Here is a 20,214-nt window from a genome sequence, read left to right as displayed (position 1 = left end):
ATGCTCATGGATTATGAAAAGGAACGAACAGAACGGGCCGAACGGATCCGAAAAGGCGGGGCGGAAAAGTATCATCAGAGCAACCAAGAAAAAGGCAAGCTCTTTGTCAGAGAGCGGCTTGCTCGTTTGTTTGACGATGACATCGAGCTGGAAGACGCTTTCTTTGCGGAATGTATGTCAGACGGGCTTCCCGCTGATGGAGTGGTGACTGCTATCGGCAAAATCGGCGGCAAAACCGTTTGCGTCATGGCCAATGATTCAACAGTGAAAGCAGGGTCGTGGGGTGCAAAAACCGTTGAAAAAATCATCAGAATACAGGAAACAGCCGAAAAATTAAACTGCCCGCTCCTTTATTTAGTTGATTCCGCTGGCGCCAGAATCACCGACCAAATCAATGTGTTTCCAGGGAGGCGTGGTGCGGGAAGAATTTTTTACAATCAAGTCAAATTATCGGGGCGCATTCCGCAAATCTGTCTGCTTTTCGGACCGTCTGCGGCAGGGGGCGCTTATATCCCGGCCTTCTGTGACATTGTCGTCATGGTGGACGGTAACGCCTCTATGTATTTAGGCTCGCCGCGGATGGCGGAAATGGTCATTGGCGAAAAAGTGTCTCTCGAAGAAATGGGAGGGGCCCGTATGCATTGCTCAATCTCCGGCTGCGGAGATATTCTTGCAGAAACTGAAGAAGAAGCCATACGTCTGGCACGGACTTATTTATCGTACTTTCCGGCTAATTATCAAGAAAAAGCGCCTATGCAAGAGAAACGCCCGCCAAAACAATTCGACATCCCGCTTGCCGACGTCATTCCGCAAAACCAAAATGCGCCTTTTGATATGCAAGAGCTGATTGAGCGGGTCATTGATGAAGGCTCATTTTTAGAGATTAAAGCCTTATTTGCACCGGAAATATTGACGGGAATCGCACGAATTCACGGACAGCCTGTCGGCATTATCGCTAATCAGCCAAAGGTAAAAGGAGGCGTCTTATTCCACGATTCAGCAGACAAAGCGGCTAAATTTATTACCTTATGTGACGCGTTTCATATCCCATTGCTGTTCCTAGCAGATATCCCCGGCTTTATGATCGGCACAAAGGTAGAACAAGCGGGGATTATCAGGCACGGTGCAAAAATGATTTCAGCAATGTCGGAAGCAACTGTTCCAAAGCTCTCTGTCATTGTCCGAAAAGCATACGGAGCAGGGTTGTACGCAATGGCAGGGCCGGCATTTGAACCGGATTGCTGCTTAGCGCTCCCAACCGCCCAAATCGCCGTCATGGGCCCTGAAGCAGCTGTAAACGCTGTCTATGCTAAAAAAATCGCCGAGCTGCCGAAAGAAGAGAGGGCGCAATTTATCAACAGCAAACGGGAAGAATACAAGGAGGACATCAATATATACCGTCTGGCTTCAGAAATGATCATTGATGCCGTTATCCCGGCCAATTCGCTGCGTGATGAGCTGGCCAAACGGCTCAAAGCATACATGTCAAAGGAAATGACATTTACCAATCGAAAGCATCCGGTTTATCCTGTATAAAAAAGCCAAGGGCTTAGGGAGCGCAAAAAGCGCTCTTTTTATATATTTACAATAATAACATTATGTAAACTAATCAACTTTGCATAAAACGCTATGTTTTTTAGAATAGTAAATAAAGGCTGCCGCACCTCTAGCGGCAATTGTCAGTTCATCATAAAAAGGGGCCTACATTATGTATCATTTATATTCACATAACGACTTGGACGGAGTAGGATGCGGAATCGTAGCAAAATTGGCATTCGGGAAAGATGTTGAGGTCCGGTATAACTCTGTCAACGGCTTAAACGCTCAAGTACAGTACTTTTTAGAAAAAGCGAAGGAGAGCAACAGACAAGACGCGTTATTCATCACCGATCTCGCCGTTAACGAAGCAAACGAAGAGAGATTGAATGAGTATGTTCATGCGGGAGGAAAAGTAAAGCTGATTGACCATCATAAAACAGCCCTTCATTTGAATGAGCATGAATGGGGATTTGTCCAAGTGGAATACGACGATGGAAGGCTCTCATCTGCGACATCGCTTTTATATGGCTATCTCGTTGAAAATGGCTTCATGAAACCGACAAACGCATTAGATCAATTCACAGAGCTCGTCCGTCAATATGATACATGGGAATGGGAACAGTATGATCAAAAACAGGCGAAGCGGCTTAATGATCTTTTCTTTCTGCTGTCAATCGATGAATTTGAAGAAAAAATGATTCAGCGTCTTTCTGCGCATGATGAATTTTTCTTTGATGATTTTGAAGAGAAACTGCTTGATTTAGAAGACGCAAAAATCGAGCGCTATCTCCGCAGAAAGAAAAGGGAAATGGTGCAAACCTTTGTTCACGAACATTGTGTAGGCATTGTACACGCAGAATCGTACCATTCAGAGCTGGGAAACAGGCTCGGTAAAGAAAATCCGCACCTCGATTATATTGCGATTTTAAGCATGGGATCAAAACGAGTCAGCCTGCGCACCATTCATGATTACATCGATGTGTCAGAAGTCGCCGGTCGATACGGAGGCGGAGGGCATGCAAAGGCATCCGGCTGTTCAATAACCGACGAAGTATATGAATTGTTTGTTGCTGAAGCATTTCGGATTGATCCTGTCCGGCCAGATGCTTTCCGTAATATCTATAACCTAAAGGGATCGGCGAACGGATCATTATATGAAAATCGCGCACAAATGAGATTTTTCCTATTCCCTTTAGACAACGAGTGGAATATCCAAATTAACGGGGAAACACAGGATGAAACATTCGCAGCATTTGAAGAAGCAGAATGGTTTATTAAAAGAAATTATGCCGCATCGCTCGTGCGGGATGAAGTGTTTGTCGCATTTTTAGCGGAGCATTTGAAGCTCGCGAATCAGCATCGCAAATAAAAAATATGCATAGGGGAATGAACCATCCCTATGCATATCTGCTAACTACCGTTTAAATAGGGCTGTACGTTTTTTAATCACAAAATAAAGGGCAATAACGACAATAGCCAGTATCATAATCGGTGTTGTATAAGTACCTGCAATGTTCTCAACGTCATCCCACTGACTTCCGAGCTGAATGCCTAAATAAACAAACAGGATCGACCACGGAATGATAGCAAGTACAGTCAGTACCACAAATTTGAGAAACGGCATTTTGGCAATGCCCGCGGGAATTGATATCGCATGTCTGACAACCGGTATAAAACGGGCCGAGAAGACGACCCCAGCGCCGTACTTTTGAAACCAGTTTTCCGACATGTCAATATGATGCTTTTTAATCAATAAGTACTTCCCGTATTTGTCCAAAAACGGCCTGCCGCCATACCGACCGATCCAATAAATAAAGATCTGGGCAATGGTGCCCCCGATAACACCCGCAATAATTGCGCCAATAAATCCAATCGTGCCTTCCGAAACCATATAGCCGCCATAGGCCAATACAATTTCACTCGGAATGATCTCAATCATCAAGCCAATCGCAATGCCCGCATATCCCATATTCGTCAGCCATGTTAAAATTTCGCTTATCAAACTGCCCACATTCTTCACAACCTGTCCTAATCTTTTTCACTATTATATGACTGATTGACGAGCAAGATGGTTACAATTTTTTTACCGCAGCATTTCTTTCGTTTCCCGTTTGATCACACCTTCTAAATAAGCCAAAAGCTGAGATCTCATTTCGGGGCGCATTAAGCCGATTTCTGTGCTCGCTTTAAAACAGCCCAGCTTATCGCCAATGTCATATCGATTTCCTTCCAGCAGCCGTGCATGGATCGGCTGCTCACGGCAAACCTCACGAAGCGCATCTGTGAGCTGAATTTCGTTGCCCGCGCCTCTGCCAATGGACTTTAAAACGGGGAAGATCGATGAATTCAGCACATAACGTCCCATCACGGCGATTTCTGAAGGCGCTTCTTCAGGAGAAGGCTTTTCCACTAAATCTTTCACTTCAAATACATGCCCATGAGAGCCTGATGTATTGATAATACCATATTTGCTGACATCCTCAGAAGGAACTGACTGTACACCGACAACCTCTGTGCCATAAGCGTCGTATACGTCCATTAATTGCCGAAGAGCCGGTGTTTCAGACACCATAATATCGTCGCCTAAAAGGACGGCGAACGGTTCATCGCCAATAAAGTGCTCCGCGCACATCACCGCATGACCTAATCCGAGCGGTTCTTTCTGGCGGATGTAATGAATGTTGGCCAGATCGGCAATCTGCTGCATTTCCTTAAGCGTCTCCGTCTTGCCTTTTTCCCGCAGATTGAATTCCAATTCCGCCGACCGGTCAAAATGATCTTCAATCGAGCGTTTGTTTCTCCCTGTAATAATAAGTATATCTTCAATTCCTGACTCTGCGGCCTCTTCTACAATGTATTGGATTGCTGGTTTGTCGACGATCGAGAGCATTTCTTTCGGCTGGGCCTTTGTCGCCGGCAGAAACCTCGTTCCTAAACCCGCTGCGGGAATGACCGCTTTTCTCACTTTTTTTCTCATTCATCTTCACTCCTAACCCTGTATGTTTTCAGCGAATCTCCAAATACCCAGATTCGGTTTCCGATAAAATTCATCATCATTCCGCCAATAGTGGCGGCGAGCTTACTCATCAAAAGCGAACAGCCGCCTTTTTGAAACAAATAAAGCAGTAAAAAGGTAATCCCCGACGCGGCAATATTAATCATCAGAAAGCGCACGATCTCTTTCCCGTCAGCCTTACGTTTTACACGAAACGTCCAGTTTCGGTTCCACACATAGCTGTTGATGATGCCTGCCGAATAGGAGCATATCTGCGCCGGCAGATAAGGGACATGACAAGCGGTGAGAAGAAAGAAGACACCAAAATCTAACAGCGTATTGCCTACGCCCACAGTGCAAAAACGGCCTAATATTTTTATTTTTTCTTTCAGCATAACGGCACCCGGTTTTGACCTCCCTTCATAAAAGATGTGGGTGGCTGTCATATTTGTTGATATGAATTACTTTAGCGGACAGTGTTGAATAAACAATTACTAAAATATGAACAAAACATGAAACTTTTTTAAAAACAGATGTATTGAACGGCAGTTTTTTTAGAGCCTGAAAACTCACTTTATATAAGGCTGAGAAAATATGAAGAGAGGGGGAGGGCGGAATGATAACGAAATGTCTTACAAAGAAGAGAACAATGTAAACAAATCAGCAGAAAAAGCAGCCGGAATTCAATAGATTGAGATTCCCTATCAGCAGAGATATCTTGTCAATAGCTCTAAAACAACGAGAATCGAGGGAACGGAGTCGATAACAGTCGTCTATGTTAGCCCCAACTTATCAATGAATAAATGTAGCCAGTTCCTTTGTAGAATCGAACGAATTCCTCCAAAAGTATCTATACGCAATTTTTTAAATGATGTAGGATGTTAGATAGAGGGATATTTTGTATAAATATTCATATACTTCCAATGACATTAGAGAGGGCTCATGAACAATCCTGCCATTTTATTTTCTGGACAATGGTCGCTAGGAATGGGGGGGAGATTTTCTTGATTGATCTTGAAGAAGTAAGTGGTGCGATCTTTATGACCCGTTGTTAGCAAATTTCAAAATGCTCCCTTTTAAGGAAAAAAGGAGGATGAGAAGTGATGAGTAAAAAATGTAGCGTATGTTTATGGGTCCTAGCTTTGTTATTGTGTTGCTTCACTGGGAAGTCTGCGTATGCTGCCAGTACTACAATTGCAAAACATGCAGGGAATTCAAACCCGCTTATAGACCATCATTTGGGAGCAGATCCGTTTTCGCTGACCTATAACGGAAGAGTCTACATCTATATGTCAAGTGATGACTATGAATATAATAGCAACGGAACGATTAAGGATAATACATTTGCAAATTTGAATAAAATATTCGTCATATCTTCAGCGGATATGGTGAACTGGACAGACCACGGAGCCATTCCGGTAGCAGGTGCCAGTGGGGCTAATGGCGGCCGCGGGATTGCGAAATGGGCAGGTGCGTCCTGGGCACCTGCAATCGCAGTTAAAAAAATCAATGGCAAGGATAAATTCTTCCTTTTTTTCGCAAACGGCGGCGGAGGTATCGGGGTTCTCACCGCAGACAGTCCGACCGGGCCATGGACAGATCCGATCGGAAAAGCGCTGGTGACGCCAAATACACCAGGAATGTCCGGTGTTGTATGGCTTTTTGATCCCGCAGTATTTGTAGATGATGACGGTACCGGTTACCTGTATGCCGGCGGAGGCATCCCTGGCGGTTCAAATCCGACGCAGGAGCAATGGGCAAACCCTAAAACAGCAAGAGTCATGAAATTAGGGCCTGATATGACTAGTGTTATAGGAAGTGCATCTACGATTGATGCGCCTTTCATGTTTGAAGATTCAGGAATGCATAAGTATAACGGTAAATATTATTATTCTTACTGCATTAATTTCAGCGGCACGCACCCGGCTGATAAACCCCCAGGTGAGATCGGCTACATGACCAGCCCAAGTCCCATGGGTCCCTTTACGTATAGAGGGCACTTCTTGAAAAATCCGGGTGCGTTTTTCGGAGGCGGCGGAAACAACCACCATGCTGTTTTCAATTTTAAAAACGAGTGGTATGTGGTGTACCATGCTCAAACTGTCAGTTCCGCTCTGTTCGGGGCAGGCAAAGGATACCGTTCTCCCCATATTAATAAGCTGGTGCATAATGCAGATGGATCCATTCAAGAGGTTGCGGCAAATTATGCAGGCGTAACACAGCTTTCGAATTTGAATCCTTATAACCGGGTAGAAGCTGAAACGTTTGCTTGGAATGGACGGATTTTGACTGAGAAATCTTCAGCACCCAGCGGTCCGGTAAATAATCAACATGTAACAAGCATTCATAACGGAGATTGGATTGCTGTGGGAAACGCAGACTTCGGGGCGGGCGGCGCCAAGACGTTTAAAGCAAATATAGCATCCACTATAGGTGGGAAAATAGAAGTGCGTCTCGATAGTGCAAACGGTAAGCTTGCAGGAACCCTGAATGTACCTTCCACAGGTGGAGTGCAAACCTGGAGAGAAATAGAAACTGCGGTAAGCGGTGTAACCGGCGTGCACAAAGTATTCTTTGTATTTACCGGAACAGGTACAGGAAACTTGTTTAATTTTGATTACTGGCAGTTTACGCAAAGATAGCACCTCGCTTAATTAAGAAACGAGAAGGGTGCAGAACTGACCAACGCCAGAGCAGCCCTCCATTGATCGGGTAAGTTAACTCTAATGCCCGTGCGACTTGGGCGAAAAAAAATGGTTCAGGTAATTATAACGGGTTTAGCAATGACAAGTTTGATATACCGCGTGAAAGCAAAGGGCTGTTTCAATAGAGGAGAAAATCATTCTGTTTGCAATATAAAAGGAGACAGATTAGATCTCCCTAATACTGTAAAATACATATAAAGGAGAGGAAAAAATGATGTCATGCTTAAAAAAACCAATTTGTGTAGTATTGGTATGTTTCACTATGCTGTCAGTCATGTTAGGGCCAGGCGCTACTGAAGTTTTGGCAGCCAGTGATGTAACAGTTAATGTATCTGCAGAGAAACAAGTGATTCGCGGTTTTGGAGGGATGAACCATCCAGCTTGGGCTGGGGATCTTACAGCAGCTCAAAGAGAAACCGCTTTTGGCAATGGACAGAATCAGTTAGGCTTTTCAATCTTAAGAATTCATGTAGATGAAAACCGAAATAATTGGTATAAAGAGGTGGAGACTGCCAAGAGTGCGGTCAAACATGGGGCAATCGTTTTTGCATCTCCCTGGAATCCTCCAAGTGATATGGTTGAGACCTTCAATCGGAATGGTGACACATCAGCTAAACGGCTGAAATACGATAAGTACGCCGCATACGCGCAGCATCTTAACGATTTTGTTACCTTCATGAAAAATAATGGTGTGAATCTTTATGCGATTTCGGTCCAAAACGAGCCTGATTACGCTCACGAGTGGACGTGGTGGACGCCGCAAGAAATACTTCGCTTTATGAGAGAAAACGCCGGCTCGATCAATGCCCGCGTCATTGCGCCTGAGTCATTTCAATACTTGAAGAATTTGTCGGACCCGATTTTGAATGATCCGCAGGCTCTTGGCAATATGGATATTCTCGGAACCCACCTGTACGGCACTCAGGTCAGCCAATTCCCTTATCCTCTTTTCAAACAAAAAGGAGGAGGGAAAGAGCTATGGATGACGGAAGTATACTATCCCAACAGTGACAACAATTCAGCGGATCGCTGGCCCGAGGCATTAGGCGTTTCAGAGCATATTCACCATTCAATGGTGGAGGGAGATTTTCAAGCTTATGTTTGGTGGTACATCCGCAGATCTTACGGTCCTATGAAAGAAGACGGTACGATCAGCAAACGCGGTTACAATATGGCTCATTTCTCGAAGTTTGTGCGTCCCGGCTATGTAAGGGTTGATGCAACGAAAAATCCTAATGCGAACGTTTACGTGTCAGCCTATAAAGGTGACAACAAGGTCGTTATTGTTGCCATCAATAAAAGCAACACAGGAGTCAACCAAAACTTTGTTTTGCAGAATGGATCTGCTTCAAACGTATCTAGATGGATCACGAGCAGCAGCAGTAATCTACAACCTGGAACGAATCTCACTGTATCAGGCAATCATTTTTGGGCCCATCTTCCAGCTCAAAGCGTGACAACATTTGTTGTAAATCGTTAAGAGCACAAAGACACACATAAATAATAGAGTGTCTGAATTGGCGATTTTCCGATTGGGAAATCGCTTTTTTATTTTGTTGCTGAATTACAGGAAGAAGAAAGGATGTACATAAAAACAGCAAAGCTTTAATCTTCATCTTTTCTAGTTTACATAATATATATTCTAGGAAGTAAACAAAATAAATGATTTTCTGTCTCAATATCAAAGTATACTTAAGTTAGTGAGACAGAAAATGAAATTTAACTGTTGAATTGTCCAAATCAAAAAAATGGCGTTGTCAATCCATAATAAACTGCTTCTAAATCGTCCAGCGTCATATCGCCATATGCACATTTGATAACCGAGTCAGCAAATACATCGTAGTCATAATCCGTTGAAAAACCTTGCTGCAGCTGTTTTTCGTAAGCTTCGATCTGTTCTTTTTGCTGTTGGATGTCTTTTTCCTTACCTGGATAGTCCGGACCATTTATCGCATGATTCATTTCTTTGAACAGCATCATATACTGCTTCAGTGTTTCATCCACAACGTAAACCTCCTTGTTTTGCTGTATAAGATGATGAAAACGGACATCATTGCTGATGCCCGCCAAAAACTAAACTATTTGGGTTCTGTTCCCCAAATCAGTTTACCGTGATTATATATTGTGATTTTTTTCGTTGTTTTAAACGTATTAGATTGGAAAAAGGAATAATCCCCGCTTTGTGCATAATTGCTCCAGTCGTCATTGTGAAGACGAAGCTGAATATCCCCTGTGCTTGCTCCTGGTGACAGCGTTCCGTTTTTAAACCCTAGTTCAAGATAGGTATCTGCACCCTGCTTAGGTTTATGTAACGTCACAAACTTGTTGGTCACATTGCCGCATCCGATCTGCGCGTAGTCACAGTCAAAGTTTTGATGTTTGTTTTTCGCCTTATACCAGTAACGGACAGTGACATCTTTTAAACCTACCGTGGTGTTGCCGTTATTTTTTATGTGAAGCTGCGGGCGAATTTGGTTTCCGTTCACACTTCCATCACCTGCTCTATATTGCACAGTGATGCTGTTTTTCTGTGCGGGTTGATCTTGTGTTGGCGTTTCAGGATTTTGCTTCGTCGAATCTTTGGTGCCGAGAATGTTTTCTCTTACGAATGTACCTGAAGCGGATAAATCTGATAACGGCCAGCCGCCTGTTTTAGATGCCCCTGGCTTTAAAGCTGAAGAAGATTCCTGCTTATCAGAAAGATTCCAGTTCACCCAGCTAATGTTCTTGCTGTTGAGATAATTCAGCCATTCCCGCGACTGGTTAAGATATACTCCTCCATTCCCGGAAGCATCGCTTGTCCCCCACTCCGTCACAAAAATAGGCGCTCCTTTACTGAGTGCATAGTTTGCTTTATCCCGTAAAAACTGGCCATGTGTGCCGGCATAAAAATGAAGCGCGTACATGACATTTGCATCCTTTAGCTGATCATCGGCAGCGTCATTCACATCCTGGCTCCATGTACCGGTACCGACAATGATGATGTTGTTGGGATCGTTTTCGCGGATAACTGAAATCACTTCTTTCGCATACGGTTTAATATCACGCTTCCAGTTCACATCGCCGTTTGGTTCGTTCGCAATTTCATAAATGACATTTGGCGTGCTTCCGTAAAGGGTTGACATTTCCCTGAAGAATTCTTTTGCCCGCTCTTTATTTTGATTTGGATTGCCGTCATTTAAGATATGCCAGTCTATGATGACATATATCCCAAGCTCTTTTGCCGCTTCAACCGCTTCTTTCACTTTGTTTTTCACAGACGGATTATCAACATAACCGCCGTCTGCCGTATACATTGCCGCTCGGAATACCGTAATGCCCCAATCGTCTCTCAGCCATTTTAAGCTGTCTTTATTGACAAAATCACCATACCATTGTAACCCATGTGAACTGATCCCCTTCAGCTGCACCGCCTTGCCGTCTTGATTGACTAGCTGTGTACCTTTTATGCTAAGCTGCCCATTTATGGATACCGGCGTTTTTGCCCCTGCTGCAGATGCTTTTGAAGCAGGCATGCAGCCGATTGCTAGTAATGCAATGAATAACCATACGATTAAGATAGAGACTGACCGTTTCATATTCTTTCCTCCTTCAAATCATTATGTGAAAAATGTGCCTAGTACCTCACCGCTCTCCTCCCTTTCGCTTTTTTAGCACGGACTCATTGTAAAAATCTTTCACATGGTTGTCTATCAACCTAATTTCTTGTTTTTAGGCGGCTTGAAAGCCTGTCTATTTGCTCTTTTTGTCTTGTTTCAGATACTGCTGACACATGTGGACTAAGCGCATAGGTGTTTAACCAGGACTTTACACGTTATTTTTTATCTAATCGAAACATTCTGCTTCTTTCCAGTAAATAAAAAGCTGCATTCAATGAATTGAATGCAGCCGTGTTCTTATGCTTCTTGTCTTTCATCTTCCCAAGTTTCAGTGTTTTTCAGACCTGGGATGTTTTTCGCTTTGAATACAGGATCAAGCCCTTGTTTACGTTGTTTCGCGTAATCCTTATACACTTTGTAAGCAACGTTTGACAGCAGCGTAATAACAATTAAGTTAATCAGCGCCATGATACCCATAAAGAGGTCCGCCATGTCCCAAACAATCTGGAATCCTGCTACACATCCAAAGATAACCATAGCAATAACCGCGATACGGTAAATGTTTAGCCATGTTTTGCTTGTTTTAATAAATTCAATGTTTGTTTCACCATAATAGTAGTTTCCGACAACTGAACTAAAGGCAAACAAGAACATTGCAATTGCTATAAAACCTGGCGCCCAGCCTCCAATATGGTGGCTCAGAGCAGTCTGTGTAACCTGGATGCCGTCACCTTTTGGTGTTACACTGTATAGTAAGATGATAAACGCTGTAGACGTACATACGATAAATGTATCGAAAAACACGCCTAATGTTTGAATAAAGCCCTGCTTTGCCGGATGCGAAACATGAGCTGTCGCAGCAGCATTAGGCGCACTACCCATTCCCGCTTCGTTAGAGAAAAGTCCGCGCTGTGCACCAATGACGATGATTGCTCCCAGTCCTCCGCCGACAACTTGTTCGAATCCCAAAGCATTTTTGACAATTGTCGCAATAACGCTTGGGAATGCAGAAATATTGGTGAATACAACATATAGAGCAATGAGAATATAAAGACCAGCCATGACCGGAACAATCAATTGTGTTACTGCGACTACACGTTTTAAACCGCCGAAAATAATAAAAGCCGTTAAAGCAGCAAGAACAATAGCCACAACTGTTTTGTTCACATGAAATGCGCCTTCTAACGCTCCTGCAATTGTATTGGATTGAACAGCGTTAAAGATTAAACCGAATGATACAGTAATCAAGACAGCGAATACGATGCCGAGCCATCTGATTCCAAGACCTTTTTGAATATAGTAGGCCGGTCCGCCGCGGAAATCGTTTCCGTCCTTCACTTTATAAAGCTGTGCTAACGTACTCTCAACAAAGCTTGAAGCCATGCCTACAGCAGCTACAACCCACATCCAAAATACAGCGCCCGGCCCGCCTGTCGCAATTGCTAAGGCAACACCAGTCAAATTCCCTGTACCGACTCGGGATGCGGCAGAAATAAAGAACGCCTGCATAGATGAAACACCTTTGTTTCCTTCAGGCTTCTCTCCCACTATTCTGAACATTTCAATAAAATAACGGAATTGGATAAAACCAAAACGAAGTGTAAAAAATAATCCAAGTCCTATTAAAATATAAAATAAATATTTCCAGATAAAATCACTTGGAATATTAATCAAACTGTTGAAAAAAGACTCCATATTTACCTCCCGTTTTCATCAATTCATTGTGAATTCATATTTGATGTTAGATTTTTTAACATACTGAGTCTTATTATATCACAATATGTCGAATTAGGAAGTTATTTCGGGAAGATTATTGTTCTAGATTGAAGTTCACGCCTTCGGTCCCCTCTCTATTATTTTCCTATGAATAAAAATATTTCTTGCAAGCTTGTAAAAAGTGTTCTCTTTTAATATGTAAGAATTGCTTTCCTGACCCTTCCCGTTTCCTTTGATACAGTCATAACTCCTAAACAACAAGCATATCTTTTAAAATGTGTTTTTATTCACACCTTAGACCGGGTATACATACACTAATAAAAGAAATTTCTCTTTCAAAAATAAGCAAAAAGATATATACTTAACAAAGTGAAATTTGTTTTTAAATTTAATAAATCAGGTTTACTTTTAGGATGTATTAGGGTATTATTATAAAAATATTCAGTAATATTAAAGGAGGGGGAGATCATTTGAAAAAAGTAACGATACTGAAAGCGTCCATCTTATTTTTGGCGATTGCCAGTTTTCATTTGTTCTCAATTCCCCACGCCTTTGATATCGGCCATCATTATAAAGCCGTAGCCGACCAGCAGGAAATGCATGAGATGAAAGCCGGCCAAAATGCTGATGATGAGAAGAAATCCATCACAGGGGCATTTGCGCTGACTGCTTTATGGGCAATGGCTGTTCTGCTTCTGACCGCTGAAAGCAAAAGTACGGGATATTCCCGCAGGCGCCAGCGGAAAAAAAGCTTTATACTGGCCAAATTTTATCAATCGTCTTATTTCGGCAAACTTCATGTTCAACATCACCCGATTATATAACGAAAATATGAGGAGGCTGTTAAACATGTTGTTTATCTTAAGAATGGTGATTTTAGGCTTATTTTCTTTCACAGCGCTGAATTTATTTGTATGGCAAGGAATCGAATTTGTTCATGCCTTTACAGATCTTTTCACCAGCCATGAAAGCTAATTGAAAAACGAAACCCGCTCATATCACATGAGCGGGTTTTTTATTATTGTTCTGTATGAAGGCGCCAGACAGCTATGACCTTGCCTGATTCCTCTTCATCAATAAAGAAAGAGCCATTGCTGTATCTGTCGTTTGTCCGCAGGTCTTTAGCCTGCAGTTCTTTTCTGTCGCCTTTTTCTGTTTCCACCATAAGTCGCTGTTCAAGACCGCAAGCGAACATTGCTACGACCCGATGAGGGTTCTTCTTCAGTTCCCTTAGCATCACGACACCGCGTTTTGCACGGGATGTTTTTTCAAACTCGGAAAGACTCATGCGTTTCACCGCTCCCCGCTGTGTGAACAATACAATTGAATCAGATTCTTGAAGGATCTCTCCAGAAACAACAAAGTCATCTTCTTTTAAGTTAATCCCTTTGACACCAGCGGCACGCGCGCCAACTACATTTACTTCGTCTTCTCCAAACCATAAGCCATATCCTAGGTGAGTGGCCATAAAGATCTGGCTATCCCCATTTGTTACATGCACATCAATCAGTTCGTCTTCACCCTTCAGATTTAGGGCCACAAGCGCTTTAGAATAACGCTGTGCTTTATAATGGGTGAGCTCTGTCTTTTTCACCATTCCGTTTCTCGTAAAGAACAAAAGATACGCCGACGGATCAAATTCTTTGATCGGTATAGCCTTTACAATCGTTTCATCACGGTCAATCGTGATCATATTTGAAAAATGCTGGCCCATGTCCTTCCATCTGATATCAGGCAGCTGATGAACCGGGCAATAGATGTAGCTTCCTTTGTTCGTAAAGAGCAGCAGCACATCCGTCGTATTCATTTCAAACTGATGCAGCATCCTGTCCGTATCTTTCATTCCGAAATCCTGGCCGTTGGAAGCGGCAAATGAGCGCTGGCTCGTCCGTTTTAGGTAACCATCCTTCGTAACGGTCACATATACATCCTCAGACGCTACCATAACTTCAAGGTTAATCTTAATTTCCTCAATTTTTTCTTCAATCACGGAGCGTCTTGTGTCTGCATATTTCTTTTTCAATGCTTTTAAGCTGTTTGTAATCACTTTTAACAGCTTTTTATCATTGCTCAGAATGGATTCGAGCTCTTCAATTTTTTTGCCGAGCTCTTCTGCCTCTTCCTTCAGTGCTGTGATATCTGTATTGGTTAAACGATATAGCTGCAATGACACGATGGCTTCAGCTTGAGGCTCTGTAAATTCATATTTCGCTATCAAGTTGTTTTTAGCGTCACGTTTATCGCTTGAAGAACGAATTGTAGCAATGACTTCATCCAAAATAGACAAAGCTTTCATGAGACCTTCTACGATGTGATGTCTATCTTTTGCTTTTTGAAGCTCATAAACGGACCGGTTTGTGACGACTTCCTTTTGGTGGCCGATATATGCATCCAAAATAGACGGCAGGCTCATCAGCATCGGACGGCGATTATGGATAGCCACCATATTAAAGTTATAGGTGATCTGCAAATCGGTATTTTTATATAAGAAATTCAAAATGCCTTTTGCATCCGCTTCTTTTTTCAGTTCAATGACCACTCTCAGACCAGTTCGATCCGTTTCATCGCGAACCTCTGAGATGCCCTCAACTTTTTTATCAATGCGGTACTCGTCCATTTTTTTCACTAAGTTTGCTTTGTTTACTTCAAATGGAATTTCCGTAATGACAATTTGTTCACGTCCGCCTCTGATTCCTTCAATTTCAGCTTTTCCGCGGATAATGATTTTTCCTTTTCCGGTTTCGTAGGCTTTTTTTATGCCGTCAACGCCTTGAATAATACCGCCTGTCGGAAAATCAGGCCCTTTAATGACTTCCATCAGTTCATCAACAGAGCAAGACGGCATTTGAATGCGTTTAATGACAGCATCAATGACTTCACCCAGATGATGAGGGGGAATGTCGGTTGCGTATCCTGCTGATATCCCGGTAGATCCGTTGACCAATAGGTTAGGAAACATCGCCGGGAGTACGACAGGTTCCTTGCTTGTATCATCGAAGTTCGGCACAAATTCAACCGTATTTTTATCAATATCCCGAAGAAGCTCAGATGCGATCGGAGATAATCTCGCTTCTGTATAACGCATGGCTGCCGGGGGATCTCCGTCGATACTTCCATTGTTCCCATGCATTTCAATTAATACATTTCGCACTTTCCAATCCTGGCTCATCCGCACCATTGCTTCATAAACCGAACTGTCACCATGCGGATGATAGTTACCGATGACATTACCGACCGTTTTGGCCGCTTTTCTGAAGTTTTTATCAAACGTGTTTCCATCTGTATGCATCGCATACAGGATTCTGCGCTGTACCGGCTTTAAGCCGTCTCTTGCATCTGGAAGCGCCCTGTCTTGAATAATATATTTACTATAGCGTCCAAAACGGTCGCCGATCACCTCTTCTAATGGTAAATCATGAAATAATTCTGGCTGTGACAACATTAAACCTCCTCAGCGACCGATAAGTTTTCATTTTCTAAAATATTGCTTTCTTCATCTAAGCCAAAAGCGACGTTTTTCTCAATCCACTTTCTGCGCGGCTCTACTTTGTCTCCCATTAATGTCGTGACACGTCTCTCTACACGTGCCGCATCATCGATTTTGACCCTAACAAGCGTACGGGACTCCGGATTCATCGTCGTTTCCCACAGCTGGTCTGCGTTCATCTCTCCAAGACCCTTATATCGTTGAATCGTATAGCCTTTGCCGACTTTTTTCAGGACATCATCCATCTCTTCATCAGACCATGCGTATTCAATGATTTCCTTTTTCCCGCTTCCTTTGCTGACCTTATATAAAGGAGGCAGTGCAATGAACACTTTGCCATGTTCAATGAGCGGCTTCATATAGCGATAGAAAAAGGTAAGAAGCAGCACTTGAATATGAGCGCCGTCCGTATCGGCATCGGTCATAATGATGATTTTGTCATAGTTGATATCATCGATTGAGAAATCTGCTCCGACTCCGCCGCCGATCGCATGAATGATTGTATTGATCTCTTCATTTTTAAAGATATCAGCAAGCTTAGCCTTTTCCGTATTAATGACTTTACCGCGTAAAGGCAGAACCGCTTGGAATCTGCGGTCTCTTCCCTGCTTTGCCGACCCGCCTGCTGAATCCCCCTCAACGAGATACAATTCATTTTTTGCCGGGTTTCTCGAACCCGCAGGCGTCAGCTTCCCGCTTAATGTCGCTTCTGATTTTTTTCGTTTTTTGCCGCTTCTTGCTTCTTCACGGGCTCTGCGTGCCGCTTCGCGTGCCTGGCTCGCTTTGATTGCTTTTTTGACAAGAAGCGTTGCAGTATCCCGGTTTTCCTCTAAAAAGTAAGCAAGCTGCTCTGAAACAATCGCATCAACTGCTGATCTCGCTTCACTAGTACCGAGCTTCCCTTTTGTTTGTCCTTCAAATTGAAGAAGCTCCTCAGGAATCCGAACAGAAATAATGGCTGAAAGCCCTTCCCTTATATCGGTGCCTTCCAGGTTTTTATCCTTTTCTTTCAGCAAAGCCACTTTTCGCGCATATTCATTAAAAGCACGTGTCATCGCTGTTTTTGCACCTGACTCATGAGTCCCGCCGTCTTTTGTTCTGACGTTGTTAACAAACGATAAAATGTTTTCAGAATAGCCGTCGTTGAACTGGAACGCAAAGTCCACTTCTATTGAATGATGCTCTCCCTCAAACGAAACCACTTCAGACAAGACGTCTTTTTCCTCATTTAAGTACGCGACAAACGCCTCTATGCCGTTCTCATAATAAAAGACCTCCTGCTGGTCATTGCGCTCGTCAATCAGCTCAATTTTTAATCCTTTTAACAAAAATGCAGATTCTCTTAAGCGCTCAGAAAGCGTTTCAAAATTATAAGTCGTTGTACTGAACATTGTTGGATCTGGCTTAAAGTGCGTTAGCGTTCCTGTCTTTTTTGTTTTGCCGATCTTTTCGAGAGATGTGACAGGTTTTCCTCCGTTTTCAAAACGCTGCTGATAGACGAAACCGTCCCGCTCAATGGTAACCGTCAGCCATTCAGATAAAGCATTCACAACTGATGCACCAACTCCGTGCAGCCCTCCGCTTGTCTTATATCCGCCTTGGCCGAACTTTCCTCCGGCATGAAGCACCGTTAAAATCACTTCAGGGGTTGGTTTGCCGAGCTTATGCATTCCGGTTGGCATGCCGCGGCCTCTATCCTGTACAGATATACTGTTGTCTTTATGTATTTTGACGATTATGTGATCTCCATGGCCGGCAAGCACCTCGTCGACAGAGTTATCTACAATTTCATAAACCAAGTGGTGCAAGCCTCGTGCGTCAGTAGAACCAATATACATACCGGGCCTTTTCCTGACAGCCTCAAGGCCTTCGAGCACCTGTATGGCATCTTCGTTGTAATCAAATTGCTGTTTTCTAGCCAAACGTACAAACCCCTTTCAAAAACTAACATTGTCTTTCTCTTTTCAGTGTTACACCATCAATTTGTATAAAGTATTTGTTATAAACCTCGCCTCGAGCCGGTACTGCCTTGGACTCCTCATTATAACCAATATGTTTGCAATCGCAACATAGAGCTAACGAATCAGTTCGCAAAACATCGGCTAGTGCTGTTTTCACACTATGAGAACGTATGTTTGTTTATTATATATAAAGCAGCAGACCTTCGCAAATCGAACGGCCGAACCCCAGCTAGACAAGGTATTCAAAAAAAGCTGTTCAAGCTTTATTGTATCTGTTTCACCGTAATACGCAAACAATATCTTAAAATTAAAAAGCAAAAATCCTTGAATTCACAAGGATTTTTGCAGTTCTGCACCTATTTTGTTACAGCGTGCGCCACTTTTATGCACAGATCCATGATAACCGTTCTGTCTTTTTCCTTTAGCATCTGGTAAGCTTCCTCGTTTACCAGCCCCTGCTGTGCCCAAAATACTGGAGCATCTGTCTCCAGAAACTCTTTCGCTACGCCTGGCAGCTGCTCTGAGCGCCGGAATACATTGACAATGTCAATCGGGCCGTCAATCTCTTTTAAAGATGAAACGGCTTTGACACCTAGCGCCTCATCAATTGTAGGATTGACGGGAATGATTTCATAGCCCGCATCCTGCATCGCTTTTGAAACCATATATGACGTTCTATCCGGGCGGTCTGAAAGCCCCACCACCGCGATTCGCTTGCTTTGATCAAGAATCTCTTTAATTTCCGTTTTGGATGGGTTTTGCATCATGTACCACTCCTTTTTTATTTATTCTACACGATCAAAATGAAAGAAATCAAAATATGATGCATGTTTGATTAGATTTGTAAGTAAACTTTATAAAAAACTTATCATCAGATCATGACATCTCATGTTAAAATAGAAAGAAGGGATTTTGAAAAAGGAGAAATGTAGATGTTAATTGCTTTATTGATTATTTTGGCCTACTTGATAGGCAGCATTCCATCTGGCTTAATTGTGGGCAAGCTTGCCAAGGGAATTGATATTCGGGAGCACGGAAGCGGCAACTTAGGCGCTACTAATGCATTCCGTACGCTGGGCGTAAAAGCTGGTTCGGTTGTCATAGCCGGAGATATTTTGAAAGGGACGCTGGCAACTGCATTGCCTTTCCTCATGCATGTTGATATTCACCCGCTACTAGCAGGGGTCTTTGCGGTCTTAGGCCATGTGTTTCCCATTTTCGCTAAATTTAAAGGCGGCAAAGCCGTGGCAACGTCCGGAGGCGTTTTGCTATTTTACGCACCTTTGTTATTTATCACGATGGTCGCGGTATTTTTCATCTTTTTATACTTGACTAAATTTGTTTCTCTGTCATCGATGTTAACAGGGATCTATACTGTTATATATAGTCTCTTTGTCCATGATAAGTATTTATTGGTTGTCGTTACCCTGCTCACTATTTTTGTGATATACAGACACCGGGCGAACATTAAACGAATTATCAATAAAACAGAACCTAAAGTGAAATGGTTATAAACCTTCTCTTTTGACACAGAATAGCCTAATACGTTTATAATAGAGAAAATTCAAATGAAGAACAAAGGGGTGTTCTGTTATGAATATGACAATTAACAAAGACGCACTGAACTGGTATAAGGAAGAGCTCGATTTAGAAAGCGGAGACCAGGTTCGCTTTTTCGTCCGCTACGGCGGCTGCAGCAACGTTCAAAAGGGATTTTCCCTCGGAGTGGCGAAAGACGCCCCGCAAGAGGCTGGAGCCACTACAGAAGCCGGCGGCATCACCTTCTTTATTGAAGAAAGTGATCTATGGTACTTCGATAACCACGACCTTCTAGTCAGCTATTCAGCAGACGCTGATGAACCGGTTTTTGAATACCAATAAAAAAAGAACGCACGTTATGTGCGTTCTTTTTTTATAGATGAAATCGGGCAAGATGATCTGTCAGGTTTTCTTGTTCCAAAATATATTTTTGCGTCTCACCCAGCAGATCAAAGTGAGGAAATTCACTTTTTTTATGTATCCATTCTTTTTTTAAACCATACGCCGCTCCCCACTGAATCAGCTTATCAATATCTGCACAGCCTGCTTTTGTCACAGTTTTTGCTTCCGGAAACCGGTCATCCAGCCAGTAATGTGTTAAAAATGCGATTTCTCCTCTTTTTACTGCTTGTTTCCACCGGTTGAGTTCCTCACGTTTCACTCCAAACGCCAT

General features: G+C 43.0%; 18 protein-coding genes. 8 read left to right on the top strand and 10 right to left on the bottom strand.

The window, feature by feature from the left end; genetic code table 11:
- The gene (locus tag M0696_RS09840) at positions 1 to 1,536 is read left to right on the top strand and encodes an acyl-CoA carboxylase subunit beta (RefSeq protein ID WP_248602727.1); all 1,536 of its coding nucleotides are present in this window, start codon (positions 1 to 3) and stop codon (positions 1,534 to 1,536) included.
- 172 nt (positions 1,537 to 1,708) lie between these two features.
- Positions 1,709 to 2,908, top strand: coding sequence for an oligoribonuclease NrnB (nrnB, locus tag M0696_RS09835; protein ID WP_248602726.1), 1,200 nt, complete (start codon positions 1,709 to 1,711; stop codon positions 2,906 to 2,908).
- Between the two features lie 45 nt (positions 2,909 to 2,953).
- On the opposite strand, the gene uptA is transcribed toward nrnB, so the two are convergent.
- The 3 genes from uptA to M0696_RS09820 form a co-directional block, all read right to left on the bottom strand.
- The gene (gene uptA, locus M0696_RS09830) at positions 2,954 to 3,550 is read right to left on the bottom strand and encodes an undecaprenyl phosphate transporter UptA (protein WP_248602725.1); all 597 of its coding nucleotides are present in this window, start codon (positions 3,548 to 3,550) and stop codon (positions 2,954 to 2,956) included.
- Positions 3,551 to 3,622: 72 nt separating this feature from the next.
- Positions 3,623 to 4,516 (bottom strand): UTP--glucose-1-phosphate uridylyltransferase GalU, encoded by an 894-nt coding sequence (gene galU / locus M0696_RS09825; RefSeq protein WP_248602724.1) that lies wholly within the window; start codon positions 4,514 to 4,516, stop codon positions 3,623 to 3,625.
- Positions 4,513 to 4,980, bottom strand: coding sequence for a GtrA family protein (locus M0696_RS09820; protein ID WP_222142912.1), 468 nt, complete (start codon positions 4,978 to 4,980; stop codon positions 4,513 to 4,515). Before M0696_RS09820 ends, galU begins: the two co-directional genes overlap by 4 nt.
- 657 nt (positions 4,981 to 5,637) lie before the next feature.
- On the opposite strand from M0696_RS09820, the gene M0696_RS09815 reads away from it, so the two are divergent.
- Both M0696_RS09815 and xynC read left to right on the top strand, forming a co-directional pair.
- Positions 5,638 to 7,176, top strand: coding sequence for a glycoside hydrolase family 43 protein (locus tag M0696_RS09815; RefSeq protein WP_248602723.1), 1,539 nt, complete (start codon positions 5,638 to 5,640; stop codon positions 7,174 to 7,176).
- Positions 7,177 to 7,450: 274 nt separating this feature from the next.
- Positions 7,451 to 8,719, top strand: coding sequence for a glucuronoarabinoxylan endo-1,4-beta-xylanase XynC (gene xynC / locus M0696_RS09810; protein ID WP_222142910.1), 1,269 nt, complete (start codon positions 7,451 to 7,453; stop codon positions 8,717 to 8,719).
- A gap of 260 nt (positions 8,720 to 8,979) precedes the next feature.
- Here the strand turns inward: xynC and M0696_RS09805 are convergent, their stop codons facing one another.
- The 3 genes from M0696_RS09805 to M0696_RS09795 form a co-directional block, all read right to left on the bottom strand.
- A complete protein-coding gene (locus M0696_RS09805) occupies positions 8,980 to 9,243 on the bottom strand; it encodes a YnfE family protein (protein WP_222142909.1) in 264 nt (87 codons plus the stop codon).
- Positions 9,244 to 9,317: 74 nt separating this feature from the next.
- Positions 9,318 to 10,817: a cellulase family glycosylhydrolase gene (locus M0696_RS09800; RefSeq protein WP_248602722.1), complete on the bottom strand. Its 1,500-nt coding sequence runs from the start codon at positions 10,815 to 10,817 to the stop codon at positions 9,318 to 9,320.
- Between the two features lie 318 nt (positions 10,818 to 11,135).
- Positions 11,136 to 12,533 (bottom strand): alanine/glycine:cation symporter family protein, encoded by a 1,398-nt coding sequence (locus M0696_RS09795; RefSeq protein ID WP_166852453.1) that lies wholly within the window; start codon positions 12,531 to 12,533, stop codon positions 11,136 to 11,138.
- 491 nt (positions 12,534 to 13,024) lie between these two features.
- Between M0696_RS09795 and M0696_RS09790 the strand changes: the two genes are divergently transcribed.
- Positions 13,025 to 13,378 (top strand): hypothetical protein, encoded by a 354-nt coding sequence (locus M0696_RS09790; protein ID WP_014113949.1) that lies wholly within the window; start codon positions 13,025 to 13,027, stop codon positions 13,376 to 13,378.
- Positions 13,379 to 13,403: 25 nt separating this feature from the next.
- Positions 13,404 to 13,529, top strand: coding sequence for a hypothetical protein (locus M0696_RS21005; RefSeq protein WP_014113948.1), 126 nt, complete (start codon positions 13,404 to 13,406; stop codon positions 13,527 to 13,529).
- Between the two features lie 43 nt (positions 13,530 to 13,572).
- Here the strand turns inward: M0696_RS21005 and parC are convergent, their stop codons facing one another.
- From parC to M0696_RS09775, 3 genes are all read right to left on the bottom strand, one after another.
- A complete protein-coding gene (gene parC / locus M0696_RS09785; protein ID WP_166854664.1) occupies positions 13,573 to 15,993 on the bottom strand; it encodes a DNA topoisomerase IV subunit A in 2,421 nt (806 codons plus the stop codon).
- Between the two features lie 2 nt (positions 15,994 to 15,995).
- Positions 15,996 to 17,963, bottom strand: a complete 1,968-nt coding sequence (parE, locus tag M0696_RS09780; RefSeq protein WP_166852456.1) for a DNA topoisomerase IV subunit B — start codon at positions 17,961 to 17,963, stop codon at positions 15,996 to 15,998.
- Between the two features lie 395 nt (positions 17,964 to 18,358).
- Positions 18,359 to 18,766 (bottom strand): CoA-binding protein, encoded by a 408-nt coding sequence (locus M0696_RS09775; protein WP_166854665.1) that lies wholly within the window; start codon positions 18,764 to 18,766, stop codon positions 18,359 to 18,361.
- A gap of 168 nt (positions 18,767 to 18,934) precedes the next feature.
- Here M0696_RS09775 and plsY point away from each other — a divergent pair, with 168 nt between their 5' ends.
- Both plsY and M0696_RS09765 read left to right on the top strand, forming a co-directional pair.
- Positions 18,935 to 19,516, top strand: a complete 582-nt coding sequence (gene plsY, locus M0696_RS09770; protein WP_166852458.1) for a glycerol-3-phosphate 1-O-acyltransferase PlsY — start codon at positions 18,935 to 18,937, stop codon at positions 19,514 to 19,516.
- A 79-nt stretch (positions 19,517 to 19,595) separates the two neighbouring features.
- Complete coding sequence (locus M0696_RS09765; protein ID WP_222142907.1) at positions 19,596 to 19,883, top strand: HesB/YadR/YfhF family protein; 288 nt, start codon at positions 19,596 to 19,598, stop codon at positions 19,881 to 19,883.
- A 31-nt stretch (positions 19,884 to 19,914) separates the two neighbouring features.
- Here M0696_RS09765 and M0696_RS09760 read toward each other — a convergent pair whose 3' ends face one another.
- Entirely contained in the window at positions 19,915 to 20,214 is a 300-nt protein-coding gene (locus tag M0696_RS09760; RefSeq protein ID WP_222142906.1) for a hypothetical protein, read from the bottom strand.

This window comes from Bacillus rugosus (assembly GCF_023238245.1).
Classification (GTDB): domain Bacteria; phylum Bacillota; class Bacilli; order Bacillales; family Bacillaceae; genus Bacillus; species Bacillus rugosus.
The sequence above is the reverse complement of the archived record's forward strand: the minus strand, read 5'-3'. Positions and strand labels throughout refer to the sequence as shown.

Coding starts and splice junctions, on each gene's coding strand:
- M0696_RS09840 (WP_248602727.1), top strand. CDS start 1: ATGCTCATGGATTATGAAAAGGAACGAACAGAACGGGCCGAACGGATC.
- nrnB (WP_248602726.1), top strand. CDS start 1,709: ATGTATCATTTATATTCACATAACGACTTGGACGGAGTAGGATGCGGA.
- galU (WP_248602724.1), bottom strand. CDS start 4,516: ATGAGAAAAAAAGTGAGAAAAGCGGTCATTCCCGCAGCGGGTTTAGGA.
- M0696_RS09820 (WP_222142912.1), bottom strand. CDS start 4,980: ATGACAGCCACCCACATCTTTTATGAAGGGAGGTCAAAACCGGGTGCC.
- M0696_RS09815 (WP_248602723.1), top strand. CDS start 5,638: ATGAGTAAAAAATGTAGCGTATGTTTATGGGTCCTAGCTTTGTTATTG.
- xynC (WP_222142910.1), top strand. CDS start 7,451: ATGATGTCATGCTTAAAAAAACCAATTTGTGTAGTATTGGTATGTTTC.
- M0696_RS09800 (WP_248602722.1), bottom strand. CDS start 10,817: ATGAAACGGTCAGTCTCTATCTTAATCGTATGGTTATTCATTGCATTA.
- M0696_RS09795 (WP_166852453.1), bottom strand. CDS start 12,533: ATGGAGTCTTTTTTCAACAGTTTGATTAATATTCCAAGTGATTTTATC.
- M0696_RS21005 (WP_014113948.1), top strand. CDS start 13,404: ATGTTGTTTATCTTAAGAATGGTGATTTTAGGCTTATTTTCTTTCACA.
- M0696_RS09775 (WP_166854665.1), bottom strand. CDS start 18,766: ATGCAAAACCCATCCAAAACGGAAATTAAAGAGATTCTTGATCAAAGC.
- plsY (WP_166852458.1), top strand. CDS start 18,935: ATGTTAATTGCTTTATTGATTATTTTGGCCTACTTGATAGGCAGCATT.
- M0696_RS09765 (WP_222142907.1), top strand. CDS start 19,596: ATGAATATGACAATTAACAAAGACGCACTGAACTGGTATAAGGAAGAG.
- M0696_RS09760 (WP_222142906.1), bottom strand. CDS start 20,214: ATGGCGTTTGGAGTGAAACGTGAGGAACTCAACCGGTGGAAACAAGCA.